This window comes from Rhodococcus opacus B4 (genome assembly GCF_000010805.1).
GTDB lineage: Bacteria > Actinomycetota > Actinomycetes > Mycobacteriales > Mycobacteriaceae > Rhodococcus_F > Rhodococcus_F opacus_C.
Window position 1 is genome coordinate 1644679 of the sequence record NC_012522.1, and the last position, 17481, is coordinate 1662159.

Consider the following 17481-nt stretch of genomic DNA (forward strand, 5'->3'; position numbering starts at 1 on the left):
CCGGTCAGGCGTCGTTGCGGACGAGCGCCTCGGGCCGGGCGGCGGCCGTCGCGGTGCGGGGCTCGCCGAGCTGGTCGGTGGGCGTGCGGTATGTCTCGGGACCGGTGAGTGCGGCCGCCGACGACAGCAGGGCGAAGCCCAGGCACATCCAGGCGACGGGGGTCCAGTTCGCGGTGTCGCCCGCCGACAGCCATTGCGCGATGGCCGGGGTGAAACCGGCGACCAGCAGTCCCAGCATGAGGCTCACGGCCATGCCGGTGTACCGGACCTTCGCGGGGAACTGCTCGGGGAAGTACGCCGGGTACACGCCGTTGGGCATCGCGTAGAACAGGCCGATCAGGACGATGCCGGCCGCGAACACCATGGGGGCGCTTCCGGTTCCGATGGCGTGGAAGAACACGAACACCATCGCGGCAGACCCGACGGCGCCCGTCACGAACACCGGCTTGCGTCCGATGCGGTCGGCGAGCATGCCGAACAGCGGCTGGGTGAGCACCGCGACGAAGTTGGCGGTGGCGATGGCCCACAGCATGGTGGACCGTTCGAATCCGGCGACCTGGACCGCATACGCGAGGGCGAAGACGTTGACGATCGTGTTGATCATCGCGAAGGTCGCGCTGAGGCTGATCCGGATCACGGTGCGCCAGTGCGCGCGAAACATCTCGACGACGGGGATTCCGGCGGTGTCGTCGTGTTCCAGCAGGTCTTCGAAGACTTCCGGTTCGTCGAGTTTGCGACGCAGCCAGACCGCGACACCCGTCACGAGGATGCTGAGCAGGAACGGCACCCGCCAGCCCCACGAGTAGAGCGCGTCGTCCGGCAGGGCGGCCACGGGGATGAACACGAGGCTCGAGATGACGATGCCGAACATGATGCCGCTCATGGTGAACGAGGTGAAGAACGAACGGCGCCGGTCCGGGGCGTGTTCGAGGGTCAGTGCCGACGATCCGGGCGATTCTCCGCCGGCGGACAGTCCCTGCAGCAGTCGCAGGAGCACCAGGATGATGGGCGCGGCGATGCCGATCTGCTCGTAGGTCGGCAGGCAGCCGACGACGACGGTCGCGATACCCATGAGCAGCAGGCAGGCGAGGAGCGAGTTCTTGCGTCCGTAGCGATCGCCGAGGTGCCCCCACAGCACGGCGCCGAGCGGACGGGCGATGTAGGCGACACCCAGCGTGCCGATCGACAGCAGCGTCGCCGTCGCTCCACCGCCGGGAAAGAAGATCTTCGGGAAGACGAGCGCTGCCGCCGACCCGTAGATGAAGAAGTCGTAGTACTCCAGCGTGCTTCCGAGGAATCCCGAGACGGCGGCCCGGCGGGCGTTCTCGTTCGGTTGTCCCCCGGTGTCGCGAGTAGACGTGCTTGCCATGGTGTTCCTTTCGTCCCAGGAATCCGGGACGCCGCGAGGCTTTCTTCGGGGGTGACTCACCTCACTCGAAGATCCGGACAGTGACGAGCGTGTCACGGATAACTATGTCGCGTCCAACACCAAAACAGTCTCAGATAAAGACCAAAAGCGTCTTACTCGGGGGTGGGGAGGATCTCCTCCGACACCTCCAGGGCCACGGCGAGCGCGTCGGACACACGCCGGGGTGACCAGGCGAGTCCGTGGTTCATGTAGATCGGCTCACCGGTGAGCGGCACGAACACCGTGCCCGGGGGTGTGATCGCGGCGATCCCCGACGTCATGAGCGCCACGCCGACACCCGTCGCCACGAGCATCAGGATCATGTACGGATCGGTGATCTCCTGCACCACCCGCGGCCGGAAACCGGCATCGACGCACGCCCGCATCGCAACCTCCTGCAGCGCCGATCCGGCCGACAGCGGGGTGGTGACGAACCCGTCGTCGGCGAGGTCGCGCAGGTCGATCTCCGGCTCCGACGCGAGGGGGTGATCCGCGGGCAGCACGGCTCCGAACGCCTCGCGGCGGATCAGCCGCGTCGACACCGAGGCCGTTTCGACCGGCAGTCCGACGAACGCGAGATCGAGCGCGCCGCTGTCCAACTGGGTCACCGCGTCGCGGGTCATGATGCGGCCGACGAGGGTGAGTTCGATGTCGGGGTAGCGCTGCCGGAGCGCGCGGGTGAGCGGCGGCAGGGACAGATGATTCAGGACGCCGGTGAAGCCGATCCGGATGCGGCCGTACACGCCCCCGGCCGACGCGCGGGTGGCCTGCCGCGCGATGTCGACACTCTCGAGGATGCGGTAGGCGTGCGGCAGGAACGCGTGGCCCCCCGCGGTGAGGGCGACGCTGCGGGTGCTGCGCTCGAACAGCGGCACCCCGAGATCCTTCTCGAGTTTGCGCACGGTCTGGCTCAGCGGCGACTGGGCCATCTGGAGCCGGGCCGCGGCCCTCCCGAAATGCAGTTCCTCGGCCACGGCGACGAACGCCTGGATCCAGCGGATCTCCACGAATCCTCCTCGAAGACTTGACGTTTGTCGCTCACGTCATATATCCAGATTCATACACAGTGTGGAAATCATCATGCCGATTTCGCACATAGAGTAAGACTACTGCGCACTCAGCGCGAGGAGAATTCACCATGCTCACCTACCCCGACGGCGCGACCGCCCTCGTCACCGGCGGCGCAAGTGGAATCGGCGCGGCCTGCGCGAAACGACTGTCCGACGACGGCGTCCGAGTCGTCACCGCCGATATCGCAGCCGGTGCCGACGAGCGCCTGGACGTCACCGATCCCGACGCCGTCGACAGCCTCCGCGCCCGGCTGGGCCGGGTGGACATTCTCGTCAACAGCGCGGGAGTCGTGGGACCGTCGGCGCCGCTCGTGGACGTCGACCTCGCGGAGTGGCGGCGCACGTTCCGGATCAACGTCGACGGAACGTTCCTCCTGTGCCGCGCGTTCGTGCCGGGGATGGTCGAAGCGGGCTGGGGACGCGTCGTGAACCTGGCGAGCATCGCGGCGAAGGACGGCAACCCCGGCCAGAGTGCGTACTCCGCTTCCAAGGCTGCCGTCATCGCCCTGACGAAATCACTTGGTAAGGAGGTCGCGACCACCGGCGTTCTCGCCAATGTGGTGGCCCCGGCCGCGGTGGAGAGCCCGATGAACGCCGGCACCGACCCGGCGATCCTCGCGCGCTCGCAGAGCCTGACCCCGATGGCCCGGATGGGACGGCCGGAGGAGATCGCCGAACTCGTCGCCTGGCTGTCGTCGACGGCACTCAGCTTCTCCACCGGCGCCGTCTACGACGCCAGCGGCGGCCGGGCGTCGTATTAGCTCACAACCACCTCGGCGGCTCCTGGGCGTCCCCCTCGACGTTCACCCCGACGGCTCCGCGCCCTGCGGCCCACCGGACGACCGCGGCGAGGGGTCCGGACACCTTCGTCGTCGGTGCCGAATGCTCCTGCACCGCAATGGGAGCGCAGCCGTCGACCTCGAGCACGAGCCCGGCACCGAGACCCTTCTTCTGCCACATTCCGACGATGTCGGCGAGCAGCGAATCGGTCACCACGCCAGGAAAGTCGCCGAACCGGCCGCCGTTGCCGAGGTCGACGGCGTGGATCCACACCTCCCGGGTCCGCATCCACGCCGTCTCCGACGCCGGCACGGTTCTGCCCTGCGCGGTGCGGACCTGCGCCGACCACGCCGACGCGGGGAGGTTCCGCCACTTCTCGTCGAGGCGGGCGACGGTGTGGGTGAACAGGTTCCGCAACGCCGCCGCCGACAGGGTGGCACCCTCGGCGATCTCCTGCCCGCGCTGCTCGGCCGACGCATACATCGGGGACTCCACCCCCGACGCCGCCCAGTCCGTCAACCGGCACAGCGCGGCCGCGTTGTACCCGACGTGCGCGACCAGATGTCGCCGCGACCACCCCTCCAGCGCCGTCGGCTCGGACAGTTGCGCGTCGGTCAGTTCGGCCAGTCGCTGCGCGAAGAACGCGGTGCCGCGGCGGGCGAGCGTCAACTGTTCGGCCAGGGAAAGATCCTGAAAACTCACGAGCCGCTACTTGACGATCGTCTTGTTGCGGACGGTGCCGAGGCCCTCGATGGTGACCTCGACCGTCTGACCGTCCTGGATGTACAGACCGGGCTTGCGGGCGTGTCCGACCCCGCCGGGGGTGCCGGTGATGACCACGTCCCCGGGCTGCAGGGTGACGATGTGCGAGATGTACTCCACCAGTTTCGCGGGGGTGAACACCAGATCGTCGGTGGTGGTGGTCTGCACCACCTGACCCTCGAGTTTCGTGACGAGGGCGCCGCCGAACGTGTACGAGTCGGTGGTGGTCAGGAACGGTCCGAAGCCGCTGGTCTTCTCGAACGTCTTGCCCTGATCCCACTGCAGCGTGCGGTACTGGTAGTCCCGCATCGTGTAATCGTTCATCACCGAGTACCCGGCGATGTACCGCTCGGCGTCCGCCTCGGACACCTGGTACGCCTGCTTCCCGATCACGAACGCCAACTCCCCCTCCCAGTCCAACTGCTCCGCCGCATAGGACGGGACGATCACGTCGTCGTACGGGCCGGTCAGCGCCTCCCGGAACTTGGCGAACAAGGTGGGGTACTCGGGCAGGTCGCGGCCCATCTCCTTGATGTGGTTCGCGTAGTTCAAGCCGACGCAGATGATCTTGCCCGGGTTCGGGACCACCGGGGCGTAATCCGCGCCGTCCAGGCTCACTACATCGCCGGACGCATTCTCCGCGACCGACTTCCAGCCCGGAATGCTCAGCAGCGCCGACAGATCCGGGTACCCGTCGATGATCGTGGCGGCGGTGTCGGAATCGACACGGACGGCGACGGTCGCACCGTCGTGGCGCAGGGTGGCAAGCTTCATGAGATTTCAGGCTCCTTCGGAAATGTACGTGCGATGGAAATGCAGGCGCTCGACGATCGGGGCGTCGGAGAACGCGAACAGGTCGAACTCGGACTCGGCCTCGATCGACCACTCCGTCCACGACGGGACGACGATCATGTCGCCCGTGCCGACCTCACGGGTCTGCCCGCCGAGGACGAACCGGCCCGCCCCCTCGAACACCTGGTAGACCGTCGACCCGACGTCCCGGCGCGGCCGGGTGCGGGCACCGGCGCGGAGACGGTGGAACTCGGCCCGGATGGTGGGCATCACGTCGCCGCCGGTGGTCGGGTTGGTGTACCGGACCGCGGCGTGTCCGGGTTCGGTGGTGGCCGCGTACCCCTCGTCCTCCAGCGCCAACTGCTCACGCAGCGCGGCGTCGGTGTGCTCCCACCGATACGCCGCGATCGGCGACGACGTCTTCGCGTCCAGCCCGACCAGCGGTCGCAGACCCGGATGCGCCCACAACCGCTCCGACCGGGACACGTCCGGGGTGGAGTCGTCGGTGACGTTCTCCGACCCGAATTCGAAGAACCCGGTGTCGGTGTAGTGCACGAACGGGATGTCGAGGCCGTCGATCCAGGCCATCGGCTGATCGGTCTCGTTGTGATGACCGTGAAAATGCCAGCCCGGGGTGAGCAGGAAGTCACCGCGGCGCATCGCGACCGGATCACCGTTGACGACCGTCCACACCCCCTCCCCCTCGACGACGAACCGGAACGCATTCTGCGCGTGCCGATGCTCCGGCGCGACTTCCTTCGGGCCCAGGTACTGAATCGCCGCCCACAACGTCGGCGTCACATACGGCACCCCACCCAGTCCGGGGTTGGCCAGGGCGATCGCCCGGCGTTCGCCACCGCGTCCGACCGGGACCAGGTCGCCGGCGCGCTGCGCCAACGGATACAGCGTCGACCACTTCCACACGAACGGCACCGCCCGCGACGTCGGCGTCATCGGCATCAAATCGCCGAGCTGGGTCCACAACGGATTGAGGTGCTCGGCCTCGAAGTCCCGATACAACTGGGCGAGGGGTGCGTCGTCGATGTGCGGTTCGGTGGCGGTCATGTCGTCGACGCTAGGAGGGCGACGGCCGCCCCAGGGAGATAATTCTGCTGTGCAGAACTGCGTCAGGGTTCGAGGTCGGCGATGTCCACCTCGAGTTCGCGGATCGCGTTCTTCATCTGCGACACGAGCGGTCCCTGCGAGTGCTGCCGGAAGCGCGTGATCGGCACGGCCACGGTCAACGCGCCCACCGCCGTCCGCGCCCGGTTCCGGATCGCGACACCGAACGCCGCGACCCCTTCCTCGGTCTGCTGGACGTTGAGCGCGAACCCGACGGCACGGGCGGCGGACAATTCTCGGCAGAAGCGATCGAATGCGTCGGCGGGCAGGCGGCGGTCGCCCCACTCGCGTTCGTCGTCGGCCAGATCCGCGGGCAGCAGATACAACTGTTCGAGAATCTCCCGCGGCAGTTCGGCCAGCAAAATCCGTCCTCCCGCAGTCAATTCCGCATCGAGAACCTGCCCCTGACGATCGCCGACGCGCAGCATCCCCGTCGATTCGGCAGACCATAGAAAACGCGCTTGGGTGCCGACCCGGATCACGAGGTTGACCGTCTCGCCGCACAGGATCGAGAGCGCCTCCATGTGGGGGCGACACAGGTCGGTGAACTCGCGGGTCCACCCGCGCTGCGCGGGGCCGGCACCCATCGCCGGCCCCGGGTGGTACATCCGCTTCTCGTCCTGGACCGCGAAACCCCGGTACACGAGCATCGCCAGCAGCCGGTGTGCGGTGGACGGCGCGATTCCGAGTTCCTGGGCGGCGCCCTTGAGCCGCAGCCCACCGACGTCGCGCAGCATCTGCAGCAGGCGCAAGGCGTTGTCGACGGACTCCAACATGTATGCCGGCTTTTCGATCGTCTTCTTTTTCTGCACAGCAGAACTCTATTGCAGGAGCGCTGTGCGCCGCATCACCCTCGATTCATGCCCCTTACCGCCACCTCCGTAGCGCCGTCGGCGAACCGCATCGGCCTGGACCGCAAGGCCGCCATCGCCGTCGTCGTCTGCTGGTTGTTCGTCGTCTTCGACGGCTACGACCTCATCGTCTACGGCAATGTCATCCCCAGCCTGCAGAAGGAATGGGGCATCAGCGCCGCGACCGCCGGCACTCTCGGCAGCCTCGCGTTCCTGGGCATGATGATCGGGGCCGTCCTGGCAGGCCGCCTGTCCGACATCGTCGGACGCAAGCGCGCCGTCATCGGATGCGCCATCGTCCTGTCCGTGTTCACCGCCCTGTGCGCAGTGGCGACCGGCCCGGTGATGTTCGGCGGGCTGCGCCTGATCGCGGGACTCGGCCTGGGCGGTCTCGTGCCGACGTCGAATGCGCTTGCGGCGGAACTCGTGTCCCCGCGGTGGCGAGCCGCGGTCGCGACGATGATGATGTCGGGGGTGCCGATCGGCGGGTCGGTGGCCGCCCTGCTGGGTATTCCCGTCATCCCGCACTGGGGCTGGGAGCCGATGTTCCTGTTCGCTCTGATCCCGCTCGTCGTGCTCGTCCCCCTCGCGTGGAGGACGCTGCCCGAGCACACTGCGGCGGTGACGTCCACGGAGGTGCGTCCGGCAACCGGCTTCAGCGCGCTGCTCGGTACCCGATTCCGTTCCGTCAGCATCATGTTCGCGCTCGCGACCATGGTGACCCTGCTGGCGTGGTACGGCCTCGGAACGTGGCTGCCCAAGCTCATGCAGGGCGAGGGCACCGACCTCGGCAGCGCGCTCACGTTCGCGCTGGCGCTCAACTTGGGCGCCGTGGCAGGATCGTTCGTGACCGCCTGGGGCGGAGTGCGATTCGGCACGATCCCCACCAGCATCGTCGCCGCACTCCTCGCGGGTCTCGCCCTGTTGACGTTGCTCACGAATCCGCCGGTCGCGCTGGTCTACCTCATCTTCGTTCTCGCCGGAGTCGGGACACACGGAACCCAGTGCCTGATCATCGCCGCGGTGGCGTCGTACTACCCCGACCATCTGCGGGGCACGGCCCTCGGCTGGGCGCTCGGCGTCGGCCGGGTCGGCGCCGTCGCCGCACCGCAGATCGGTGGCTGGCTGCTCGCCGCCGGGCTCGGTGCCGAGTCGAACTTCGTCCTCTTCGGCGTCAGCGCCCTCGTCGCCGCGCTGCTGCTCACCGTGATCTGGCGCCGCTTCCCCACGTGAGTGCCGCCGTGTGCCCCGGCACGCTTTGCCACTCACCTGCCCTGAACGCTCGAAACGAAGGAAATCTCATGTCGAACCTGCAGGACGCACGCATCATCATCGCCGGAGGCGGGATCGGCGGCGCAGCCAACGCCCTCGCCCTCGCGAGGAAGGGCGCGAACGTCACCCTGTTCGAGCGGGCCGCCGAATTCGGTGAGGTCGGCGCGGGACTGCAGGTGGGTCCGCACGGTGCCCGCATCCTCGACTCCTGGGGCGTCCTCGACGACGTCCTCTCCCGCGCGTTCCTGCCGAAGAACATCGTCTTCCGCGACGCGATCACCGCGGAGGTGCTCACCAAGATCGATCTCGGCGCCGAGTTCCGGGCCCGATACGGCGGGCCCTATTTCGTCACGCACCGCAGCGACCTGCACGCCACTCTCGTCGACGCGGCCCGCGCCGCGGGCGCGGAACTGCACACGGGCGTCACCGTCACCGACGTGGTCACCGACGGCGACCGGGTGCACGTGAGCACGGACGACGGCCGCACCCACGAGGCCGACATCGCCCTCGGTATGGACGGCCTCAAATCCCGGTTGCGGGAGAAGATCTCGGACGACGAACCGGTGTCGTCCGGTTACGCCGCCTACCGGGGAACCACCCCCTATCAGGACGTGGAACTCGCCGGGGACATCGAGGACGTGGTCGGCTACATCGGACCGCACTGCCATTTCATCCAGTACCCGCTGCGTGGCGGCGAAATGCTCAACCAGGTCGCGGTGTTCGAATCTCCCGGCTACAAGAACGGGGTCGAGAACTGGGGTGGCCCCGAGGAACTCGAACAGGCCTACGCGCACTGCCACGAGAACGTCCGCCGCGGTATCGACTACCTGTGGAAGGACCGGTGGTGGCCGATGTACGACCGCGAGCCCATCGAGAACTGGGTGGACGGACGGATGATCCTCCTCGGCGACGCCGCGCACCCGCCACTGCAGTACCTGGCCTCGGGAGCGGTGATGGCGATCGAGGACGCGAAGTGCCTCGCCGACTATGCCGCCGAGGACTTCTCCGCGGGTGGCGGCAACTCCGCGTGGCCGCAGATCCTGAAGGAGGTCAACACCGAACGCGCACCGCGCTGCAATCGCATCCTCACCACCGGGCGCATGTGGGGCGAGTTGTGGCACCTCGACGGCACCGCCCGCATCGCACGCAACGAACTGTTCCGCACCCGCGACACGTCGAGCTACAAGTACACCGACTGGCTGTGGGGTTATTCGTCCGACCGCGCGGGATAACCGCCTCCCCGGGCGGAGGGTTCGGCAGACTGGGGAGGTGACCCTCAACCTGGTGCGAACCCGTGTGTGGCGTGATGGGGAGTGCGTGGGCGAGGACTTTCCGCTCGCCGACGTGTCCGAGAAGGTGCAGGACGAAAATGCGCTCGTGTGGGTCGATCTGTGCGACCCCGACCACGAGTGTCTGACCGAGTTGGCGAACGAACTGTCGCTCGATCCGAACGCCATCGAGGATGCCGTCGCCCGCGGTGAGCGGCCGAAGGCGACGCGCTATGCGGGCCACGCGTTCGTAACCGCGTACGCCACCTGGTTCGACGCCGAGGACGCCGTCACGCTCGGCGTCCTCGACTCACGGCTTCGGCTCAGCCGCGTCTCGGCGTTCGTGCTGTCGAACGGGATCATCACGGTGCGGCGGGACGACCGGTTCGACATGTCGCAGGTGGTGGAGCGCTGGGAGGAGGACCCCGCGCTGCTCACACCGGGTTCCGGCGCGCTCGCGCTCCTGCATGGCCTGCTCGACGCCGTCGTGGACGGGCAGTTCGAGACGATCGAGACGATCGACGACGCGATCGAAGCGCTCGAGGAGGGACTGTTCGACGAGTCCGCGAGGACCAAGGAGATCCAGCAGCGCACATACCGGCTGCGGAAGGAACTGGTGCAACTGCGTCGCGTCGTGCTGCCGATGCGGGAGGTGGTGGGCGCCGTCATCCGCGGGCGCGCCGAGTCCGAACGCGATCGGTCGCCGGTTCTCGACAGCTTGTACACCGATCTCTACGACCACGTGACGCGTGCCGCCGAGTGGACGGAGTCGTTGCGCGACATGGTGGTGACCGTGTTCGAGACGAATCTGTCGCTGCAGGATGCCCGGCTCAACACCGTCATGAAGAAGCTCACCGGGTGGGCGGCCATCATCGCGGTACCCACCGCGGTGACGGGGTGGTTCGGTCAGAACGTCCTGTTCCCCGGAGTCGGGCAGGTGTCGGGGGCGATCGTCAGCACCGTCGTGATCGTGACGTCCGCGAGCGTGCTCTACATCCTCTTCCGCCGGCGCGACTGGCTGTAGTGGGACCGGCACGCCGTCAGGGCGCCGACTTTGCTCCTGGTGACCCGGTCTCGCCTGCGGGAACGGCGGCGGCCTCGGTCATCAGGCGGGCAATCTCGGCACGGTCGGCGTCACCGGGCAGCCCCCAGCCAGCCCGGTAACCATAGAGGTCGGCGAGAGTGATGGAATGCCGGTTGCCGTCTGCGACCTCGACGTCCGACGCCGTGATCAGGCCAGGGTGCGCGACTCCACACGCCTCGGCCACCTTGAATACGTCCCGGCGCAACGCCCGCAGGTAGTTCGCGGCCCGGACGGATTTGATGTTGGCATCGAGTCCGTGTGCGAGCCAAGGGTTTTGCGTCGCAACACCCGTCGGGCACCGATCGGTGTGACACTTCTGCGCCTGGATGCATCCGACCGCGAGCATCGGCTCACGCGCCACGTTGATCAGGTCGCACCCGAGCGACATCGCCGCCACGGCATTGTCGGGCAGGCCCAGCTTGCCCGAGCCTATGAACGTGATGCCGTCGGTCAGCCCGGCTTCCGCGAACTTGGCGTACACGCGCGCGAAGCCGCTTCGGAACGGCAGCGAGACCGCATCGGTGAACACCAGCGGCGCAGCGCCGGTGCCGCCCTCACCCCCGTCGATGGTCACGAAGTCGACACCCCGCCCAGAGTTGCTCATCGCCTCGACGAGCAGGTCCCAGAACGTCGGGTCGCCGACCGCGGACTTGATCCCGACCGGCAGCCCCGTCTCGGCAGCGAGGAGCTCCACCCAGTCGAGCATGCTGTCGACGTCCCGGAAGGCCGTGTGCCTGGACGGGCTGATGCAGTCACGACCCTCGGGTACGCCTCTGATCTCGGCGATCTCCGGTGTCACCTTCGCCCCTGGCAGGAGTCCACCGAGGCCCGGCTTGGCTCCCTGGCTGAGTTTGATTTCGATGGCTCGCACCGGCGCCGACTCGACCAGCGCCCGAAGCCGTGCCAGGTCGAACCGTCCGTTCTCGTCGCGGCAACCGAAATACGCGGTCCCGATCTGGAAGATCAGGTCTGCGCCGTTCCGGTGGTGTCGCGAGATTCCACCCTCGCCGGTGTTGTGCAGACATTCAGTGGCAGCGGCACCACGGTTGAGCGCGATCACTGCGGCGGACGACAGTGCCCCGAAACTCATCGCAGAGATGTTCACGATGGAGCGCGGACGGAAGGCACGTGCCCGGCCCCGTGCCGCTCCGAGCACCTTCGCCGACGGGATCGCGAGGTGTTCATCGGCATGCGGCATCGACGACGGAGGAATGTCCGAGAACGTCCGGTGCTTGATGATGGTGTAGCCATCGGTGAACTCGATATCGTTGTCGGTACCGAAACCGAACGTGTCGGTCACCCGCTTCGACGACGCGTACACCCAGCGACGCTGGTCCCGGGTGAAGGGACGTTCCTCGTCGTTGTTGGTCGTGATGTACTGCCGGAGTTCCGGGCCGAGCGACTCGAGCAGGTAACGACCGTGCCCGACCACGGGAAAGTTCCGGAGTAGCGCGTGACTTCGCTGAACTAGGTCGTACGACGCGATCGCAGCCGCAGCGGCGGCCGGAACTGCCAGACCATGCCACCGCTTCATGCATTCACCGTACGCGCGCGCCGCCGCCCAGATCAGCTCCTCACGGCAACTTCACCCCGGCATCGCCCCCGGCGTCGGAGCCTCCTGGGACACGGACAGCAGCACGCGCAAATTGTCGGTGACCACCCGGGCGGAAATGGTGGGATCGATGGCGCGCTGAATGCCCAGTCCGACACCGAGACTGAGGATGCTGCTCGCGGCGTCCTGCGCGGGCACGGGCAGGACCACTCCGAGTGAGTCGGTGAACGACTTCAGCAGCGTCACCGTGATCTCCCGCGCGACACCGAGGGTGGCAGTGAGGGCGTCGCGGAGTTCGGGGTCGTGACGGGACAACACGATCAGCTCGAATTCGAGCATGGTCCATCCGACGTCGCCGAGCGTCTTCTCCGCCCAGGCCTGGAACGCCTCGAGTCGCTCCTCCATCGTGTCGCCGCCGCCGAGCGCCGCCGCGATCTCCTGCCCCTTGGTGGCATGGATGAGCCCGAGCACCTCGAGACACAGTTCTTTCTTGTTCTTGAAGTTGGAGTACACCGCCCCCTTGGAGTAGCCGGCCTCGTCGGCCACTTTCTCGAGTGAGGTGGCCGCGTACCCGTCGGCGAGGAAGAGGTCGCGCGCGGTCGCGACGAGATGAGCCCGCGTCCGCGCCTGACTCTCCGACCTGGTCAATCGCGCCATGCCCACCCCTTCTCCGAAGCCCCTGCGAGAATATTCTACTTTTCATATACCGCCGGTATCTGGTTTCTGTTAGCTTCTAGATATGACTTCGAGTGACACACACCTCAGCCGCGGGCTGGTGATCGGTTGTGGCGGCACGCTCGGCGCGGCCTGGACCGTGGCGGCCCTGGTCGCCGTGAGCGACGCCCTGGGATGGGACCCACGCGACGCCGACGTACTGGTCGGCACGTCCGCGGGCGCCGAACTCGTCACCATGCTGGGCGGCGGGGCCGGCGTCGACGAACTGCTCGCGATGCAACTCGGCGGGGCCACCCACCCGAAGCTGGACGGACATCTCGCCGCCGCGCCCGGACGGTTCCCGCCGCTCCCGGCACCGGGACTCGGATCGCCCGGTCTGCTGCGCCGCGGACTCCCGCCCGTCACCGCCGCGAGCGGACTGCTCCCCCGCGGACGCGGCGACGCGACCTGGCTCGACCGGCTCGCCCAGCGGTTCACGTGCGAGTCCGGCTGGGTCCGCCACCCGGCGACGTGGCTGGTGAGCATGGACTACGACACGGGGGAACGTGTCGCGTTCGGCTCACCCGGCGCACCGGCCGCCACCTTGTCCGAAGCACTGCGGGCGTCGTGGGCGATTCCCGGCTGGTATCCCCCGGTCGCCATCGGCGACCGCCGGTTCGTCGACGGCGGGGCGGCGTCCACGGCGTCCGCCGACCTGGTGCTGCCCCTCGAACTCGACCAGGTGATCGTGCTGGCACCGATGGCGTCGACCGGCCGCATCCCCGGCCGTGGGGCGGCCCGCGTCGAACGCCGGATGCTGCGGAACTGGATGAGTGCGGGCCTGGACGCCGAACTCGCGAGGCTCGAGGCGGCCGGCACGCGGGTGATCCGGCTCGACGCGACCGGCGAAGACCTCGCGGTCATGGGCCCGAACTTCATGGACGGCCGGCGCCGGCTCGCCACCCTCGAACATTCCCTCGTCAGCACCCGAGCCCAGCTCGCGAACGGAGTACGCGCATGACGCACTACGACATCCTGATCGTCGGCGCCGGGATCTCCGGCATCGGTGCCGCAATTCGACTGAAGCAGAGCGGAATCGACAACTTCGCCATCCTGGAGAAAGGTGACGCACTGGGCGGCACCTGGCGCGACAACACCTATCCGGGCTGCGCGTGCGACGTCCCGTCTGCCTTGTACTCCTACTCGTTCGCACCGAACCGGGAGTGGTCGCGGTTGTTCGCCGGACAGGAGGAGATCCGCCGCTACATCGAGCGGACCGCCGCCGAACACGGGATCCCCGGACACGTGAAGTTCGGCACCGAGATGCTGCGCGCCCAGTGGAGCGAACACAGCAGGCGCTGGACGGTGGACACCTCTGCGGGCACGTTCACCGCGAACGCCGTCATCGCCGCCGCCGGACCGTGGAACGAACCGCTCACACCCGCCGTCCCCGGACTCGACACGTTCACCGGCGAGGTGTTTCATTCCTCTCGCTGGAATCACGACTACGACCTCAGCGGCAAACGCGTCGCCGTCGTCGGAACCGGCGCGTCCGCGGTGCAATTCGTCCCGGCCATCGCACCGAAGGTCGGGGAGCTCCACCTGTATCAGCGCACCGCGCAGTGGGTGCTGCCGAAACCCGATCACACCCTGCCCGGAGTCGAGCGCACGATCCTGCGCCGCGTGCCGGGCGCGATCCGGGCGCTGCGACGCGTCGAGTACGCGATCATGGAATCGCTCGGGCTCGGCTTCCGGCACCCGTGGATCCTGCGGATCGTCCAGCAGATCGGCAAGGCGCAACTGCGAGCCCAGGTGCGGGATCCGAAGCTGCGCACGGCCTTGACACCCGACTACACGCTCGGCTGCAAGCGACTGCTGATGTCCAACACGTACTACCCCGCGCTCACCCGGGCCAACGTCGAGGTGCACGCGAACGCCGTGCAGTCGGTGCGCGGCAACGTGGTCGTCGGCAGCGACGGCGCCGAACGGGAAGTGGACGCCATCATCTTCGGCACCGGCTTCCACATCCTCGACATGCCGATCGGGTCGAAGGTGTTCGACGGCGAGGGTCGCAGCCTCGACGACCACTGGAAGGGCAGCCCGCAGGCCTACCTCGGCACGACCGTCGCGGGTTTCCCCAACGCGTTCGTCCTCCTCGGACCCGCTCTCGGCACCGGCCACACGTCGGCGTTCATGATCCTCGAGGCCCAACTCGAATACCTGATCCAGGCGATCACCCGGGCCCGGAGCAACGCCTGGACCCGGATGGAACCACGACGCGACGTGCAGGACGCGTTCAACGCTCAGGTTCAGGAAGCCCTGGCCACCACCGTCTACAACGCCGGTGGCTGCCAGAGCTACTTCCTCGATGTCAACGGCCGCAACAGTTTCAACTGGCCGTGGTCGACCGACCGGATGCGGCAGCGACTCGGCCGGTTCGACGAGGCCGCGTACGAGGTGTCGGCCGAGCCGGCTACAGCGACTTCGCGATGATCCCCTTCATCACCTCGTTGGCGCCCGCGTAGATCTTCTGGACGCGGGCGTCCTCGTACATCCGGGCGATCAGGTACTCACGCATGTACCCGTAGCCGCCGTGCAACTGCACGCACCGGTCGATCACGGCGCACTGCTGCTCGGTGAGCCAGTATTTGACCATCGCCGCCTCGGACGGATCCAGCTCACCGCGCAGGTGCGCCTCGATGCAGTGGTCCAGGAACACCGCACACGTGCGGGCGATGGTCTGGCACTCGGCGAGCTCGAACGCCGTGTTCTGGAACTCGAACAGACTGTGCCCGAACGCCTGCCGCGACTTCGTGTACGCCACGGTGTCCTCGACCGCACGGTTCATCGCCCCGGACGCCTGGGCGCCGATGATCAGCCGCTCCTGCACCAACTGCGCCATCAGCTGACCGAAGCCCTGCCTCTCCTCGCCTAGCAGATTCGACACCGGCACCCGCACATCGGTGAACGACAACTCCGACGTGTCCGCGCCGTGCTGACCGACCTTGTCCAGCACCCGGCCCACGGCGAACCCGGGACAGTCCCGCAGATCGACGATCAGCAGCGCCACCCCCTTCGCGCCGGCCTTCGGGTCGGTCTTGACGGCCAGGACGATCATGTCGGCGGACGCGCCGTTGGTGATGAACGTCTTCGACCCGTTGATCACGTACTCGTCGCCGTCCCGGATGGCGGTGGTCTTGATCGCCTCGAGATCGGAGCCTGCGCCGGGTTCGGTCATGCCGATGGCGCCGAGGATTTCCCCGGTCGCCATCCCCGGCAGCCAGGTCTTCTTCTGCTCCTCGGTGCCGTATTCGAGGAGGTAGTGCGCGACGATGCCCGAGTGCACCGAGATGCCGAGTGCGAGGTCGCCGGCGTAACCCTGGGCCTCGAACACGGCGAGGTCGTGCGCGAACGTGCCGCCCCCGCCGCCGTACTCCTCGGGGATCGAGCAGCACAACAGTCCGAGCTTGCCCGCCGCCAGCCACACCTCACGGTCGATGCGATGCTGGGCGTCCCACTTCTCGTTGTGCGCGACCACCTCGCGCTCGAAGAACCCGACCGCGAGCTCGGACAGGGCCTTGACCTCGTCGTCGTGCCAGGACGGGACGTGCTTCTTCATCGCCGACTCGGTTCCTAGATGCGCTTGAAGAGTGCGGCGAGGGCCTGACCGCCGCCGATGCACATGGTGACGATGCCCAGTTCGAGGTCGCGGCGCACCAGATCCTTCGCGACACGCAGGGACAGGATGGCACCGGTCGCACCGACCGGATGCCCGAGCGCGATGGCACCGCCGTACGGGTTGGTCTTCTGCGGGTTCAGCTTCGCGTCCCGGATCACCGCGACCGCCTGCGACGCGAACGCCTCGTTCAACTCGATCACGTCGATGTCACCCGGGGTGGTGCCGGTCTGCTCGAACAGATTCTGCAACGCCAGAACGGGGGCGTACCCCATCAGCGCCGGGTCCATCGCCGCGGTCGCGACGGCCTCCAACGTGACCAGGCCGGTCAGGCCCTTCTCCTGCGCCGCCGACCCGGTCGCCAGCACCAGAGCCGCGGCGCCGTCGTTGATCCCGGACGCGTTGCCCGCGGTCACCGAGCCGCCCTCCTCGAACGCCGGCCGCAGCTTCGCCAGGGTCTCGAGGGTGGTGTCGGGCTTGGGGTGCTCGTCGACCTCGATCGTCTTCGGGCGGCGGCCCCCGATCTGCACCGGGGTGATCTCCTCGGCGAACGCGGCCTTGGCGGCCTCGGAGGCGGCGCGGCGCTGGGACTCGACGGCGAACTCGTCCTGCTGCTGCCGGCTCACGTCGTATTTGCGGGCGACGGCCTCGGCGGTGCGGCCCATGTGGACCCCGCCGAACGGGTCGGTCAGGATCGCGACGGTGCCGTCGACCAGCTTGCGGTCACCGAGTTTGTACCCGGAGCGGGCGGAGAAGTCGTAGAACGGCATCCGGGACATGCTCTCGTCGCCGCCGGCGACGGCGAAGTTCACCCCACCCCAGCGCATCTGCTGCGCCGCCGACCACACCGCCTGCAGGCCCGACCCGCACAACCGGTTGACGGTGTACGCGGGGGTCTTGTCGGGAAGTCCGGCGGCGAGGGCGACGCGGCGGGCGTTGTAGGCGTCCGGTCCGACCTGACCGATGCAGCCCATCACCACCTCGTCGATGTCGCCGCCGGGCACCCCGGCACGGTCCAGTGCGGCCTTGGCGGCCGTGGCACCCAGTTCGTGGGCGGGCACGTCCTTGAACGCGCCACCGAAGCTGCCGATCGGGGTCCTCGCGCCGTCGACAACCACGATCGGTTCAGGAGAATTCATGACGTGCCCTTCCGTCTCACTGCCAGTATGGGGAGATAGTAGGACTTCAAA

The 17481-nt window shown here is 67.9% G+C and carries 16 protein-coding genes; 6 read left to right on the top strand and 10 right to left on the bottom strand.

The window, feature by feature from the left end; genetic code table 11:
* Nucleotides 1–4 precede the first annotated feature (4 nt).
* Together ROP_RS07620 and ROP_RS07625 are read right to left on the bottom strand one after the other, a co-directional pair.
* Nucleotides 5–1369, bottom strand: a complete 1365-nt coding sequence (locus tag ROP_RS07620) for an MFS transporter (RefSeq protein ID WP_012688758.1) — start codon at nt 1367–1369, stop codon at nt 5–7.
* Nucleotides 1370–1521: 152 nt separating this feature from the next.
* Entirely contained in the window at nt 1522–2415 is an 894-nt protein-coding gene (locus ROP_RS07625; protein ID WP_012688759.1) for a LysR family transcriptional regulator, read from the bottom strand.
* 131 nt (nt 2416–2546) lie between these two features.
* Between ROP_RS07625 and ROP_RS07630 the strand changes: the two genes are divergently transcribed.
* Nucleotides 2547–3239: an SDR family NAD(P)-dependent oxidoreductase gene (locus ROP_RS07630; RefSeq protein ID WP_012688760.1), complete on the top strand. Its 693-nt coding sequence runs from the start codon at nt 2547–2549 to the stop codon at nt 3237–3239.
* Nucleotide 3240: 1 nt separating this feature from the next.
* Here ROP_RS07630 and ROP_RS07635 read toward each other — a convergent pair whose 3' ends face one another.
* From ROP_RS07635 to ROP_RS07650, 4 genes are all read right to left on the bottom strand, one after another.
* On the bottom strand, nt 3241–3960 hold the full coding sequence (locus ROP_RS07635) for a maleylpyruvate isomerase family mycothiol-dependent enzyme (RefSeq protein ID WP_012688761.1): 720 nt from the start codon (nt 3958–3960) through the stop codon (nt 3241–3243).
* 6 nt (nt 3961–3966) lie between these two features.
* Entirely contained in the window at nt 3967–4794 is an 828-nt protein-coding gene (locus ROP_RS07640) for a fumarylacetoacetate hydrolase family protein (protein ID WP_012688762.1), read from the bottom strand.
* A gap of 6 nt (nt 4795–4800) precedes the next feature.
* The gene (locus ROP_RS07645; protein ID WP_012688763.1) at nt 4801–5877 is read right to left on the bottom strand and encodes a cupin domain-containing protein; all 1077 of its coding nucleotides are present in this window, start codon (nt 5875–5877) and stop codon (nt 4801–4803) included.
* A gap of 62 nt (nt 5878–5939) precedes the next feature.
* Nucleotides 5940–6746 (bottom strand): IclR family transcriptional regulator, encoded by an 807-nt coding sequence (locus ROP_RS07650; RefSeq protein ID WP_012688764.1) that lies wholly within the window; start codon nt 6744–6746, stop codon nt 5940–5942.
* A gap of 48 nt (nt 6747–6794) precedes the next feature.
* Here ROP_RS07650 and ROP_RS07655 point away from each other — a divergent pair, with 48 nt between their 5' ends.
* The 3 genes from ROP_RS07655 (at nt 6795) to ROP_RS07665 (ending at nt 10349) form a co-directional block, all read left to right on the top strand.
* The gene (locus ROP_RS07655) at nt 6795–8018 is read left to right on the top strand and encodes an MFS transporter (protein ID WP_012688765.1); all 1224 of its coding nucleotides are present in this window, start codon (nt 6795–6797) and stop codon (nt 8016–8018) included.
* Between the two features lie 68 nt (nt 8019–8086).
* Nucleotides 8087–9289, top strand: coding sequence for an FAD-dependent monooxygenase (locus ROP_RS07660; protein ID WP_012688766.1), 1203 nt, complete (start codon nt 8087–8089; stop codon nt 9287–9289).
* A gap of 37 nt (nt 9290–9326) precedes the next feature.
* Nucleotides 9327–10349, top strand: a complete 1023-nt coding sequence (locus ROP_RS07665) for a magnesium transporter CorA family protein (protein WP_012688767.1) — start codon at nt 9327–9329, stop codon at nt 10347–10349.
* 16 nt (nt 10350–10365) lie between these two features.
* Here ROP_RS07665 and ROP_RS07670 read toward each other — a convergent pair whose 3' ends face one another.
* Complete coding sequence (locus ROP_RS07670; RefSeq protein WP_012688768.1) at nt 10366–11943, bottom strand: FMN-binding glutamate synthase family protein; 1578 nt, start codon at nt 11941–11943, stop codon at nt 10366–10368.
* Nucleotides 11944–11994: 51 nt separating this feature from the next.
* Nucleotides 11995–12618 (bottom strand): TetR/AcrR family transcriptional regulator, encoded by a 624-nt coding sequence (locus tag ROP_RS07675; protein WP_012688769.1) that lies wholly within the window; start codon nt 12616–12618, stop codon nt 11995–11997.
* Between the two features lie 82 nt (nt 12619–12700).
* Here ROP_RS07675 and ROP_RS07680 point away from each other — a divergent pair, with 82 nt between their 5' ends.
* Both ROP_RS07680 and ROP_RS07685 read left to right on the top strand, forming a co-directional pair.
* The gene (locus ROP_RS07680; protein WP_012688770.1) at nt 12701–13636 is read left to right on the top strand and encodes a patatin-like phospholipase family protein; all 936 of its coding nucleotides are present in this window, start codon (nt 12701–12703) and stop codon (nt 13634–13636) included.
* Nucleotides 13633–15108: a flavin-containing monooxygenase gene (locus tag ROP_RS07685; protein WP_012688771.1), complete on the top strand. Its 1476-nt coding sequence runs from the start codon at nt 13633–13635 to the stop codon at nt 15106–15108. The genes ROP_RS07680 and ROP_RS07685 overlap by 4 nt, the downstream gene beginning before the upstream one ends.
* Here ROP_RS07685 and ROP_RS07690 read toward each other — a convergent pair.
* The gene (locus ROP_RS07690) at nt 15089–16234 is read right to left on the bottom strand and encodes an acyl-CoA dehydrogenase family protein (protein ID WP_012688772.1); all 1146 of its coding nucleotides are present in this window, start codon (nt 16232–16234) and stop codon (nt 15089–15091) included. The two genes, ROP_RS07685 and ROP_RS07690, sit on opposite strands and share 20 nt — an antisense overlap.
* A gap of 14 nt (nt 16235–16248) precedes the next feature.
* Nucleotides 16249–17430, bottom strand: coding sequence for a thiolase family protein (locus ROP_RS07695; RefSeq protein ID WP_012688773.1), 1182 nt, complete (start codon nt 17428–17430; stop codon nt 16249–16251).
* Nucleotides 17431–17481 lie beyond the last annotated feature (51 nt).